This is a genomic window from Hyella patelloides LEGE 07179, from assembly GCF_900659865.1.
Lineage (GTDB): Bacteria > Cyanobacteriota > Cyanobacteriia > Cyanobacteriales > Xenococcaceae > Hyella > Hyella patelloides.
The window spans coordinates 1-1,008 of the sequence record NZ_LR214440.1 but is presented as its reverse complement, the minus strand read 5'-3'; the positions used below and the strand labels follow the sequence as shown (position 1 = coordinate 1,008).

General features: G+C 39.2%; 1 protein-coding gene. It reads right to left on the bottom strand.

The annotated features are described in order from the left end of the window. On the bottom strand, positions 1 to 1,008 hold a 1,008-nt coding region (locus H1P_RS35585), incomplete at both ends, for a cytosine permease (protein ID WP_222427427.1).

The following is a 1,008-nucleotide window of genomic DNA, read 5'->3' as shown; positions in this document are numbered from 1 at the left end:
AATATTCTAGAGTCATCAATACTTGATTTTCTAGAGTTAATTTAGACGGTCTGACTATTTTAGTCTTTTGAGCTTCATTTTCTTCTACTAATTTAACCATTTGAGCAAATGTCTCTTTTCTCACTCCACAGAGGCGTTTAAACTCCCGATCTCTTAGATGTTTTACTTTTTTATAGGTCATAGTTTTTCTTCTTACTGACCTATTTATCTCTTTTTTATTAGACTTTTGCAAGAGGTCTATTAAAAAACCATTTGCTAGAAAAAAGGCGAGGAAAGTTGCCCAAAATCCAGCTTTTGGCGAGCTAGCAAAACGACTCCAATTGGTTACTTGCGTTCCCCCAGAGACAAAAGTACCGATAATAACTGTTAAAGCTTCGCCGATGCCCATTTCTGCTGCTGGGTTAATTGCTTGCAGTTGAGTATAACCGCCGATATCCTGCCAGGCAAGAGAAAGACTCCAAATCATCAGAATAATCATTGCAGGTACAGCAAGGCGACTCACCCAGTCCATTGCTTGATAGCCTATATATGCTGTAATACAAAAAAGATAAGTAGCCACGATAATAAGAAGCCAGTTGAGAGACATTGGAACACCAGCCAATTTAATCAAGAGGTCAGCAATTAAAGCAGAACCCCAGGCATACCATCCAACTTGTGTGAAACCCAAAATAAAATCGACCCAACGAGAACCAAATTCACCAAAGCTACATCGTGCCATTAATACTGTACTTAAGCCCGTTTTAGCAGCAATATAACCTAGTCCTCCCGCATATAGACCTAGAATTAGGTTCCCCAAAACAATTAAACCAACCAAATCGGGGAAAAAGCGAAAATTAGTTCCCACTAACCCTCCAGCAAACAGAGTTCCTGAATAAAGAGTGAAACCAATTAAAATAGGTGCTAAAGACCAAATTGATTTTCTCGAACTAGAAGGGACGGCGGTTAAGGGGAAATCTTCATTTTTTTGAGGTAGTTGCTCGACGGAAGTTGATTCTACTGTCTTACTCA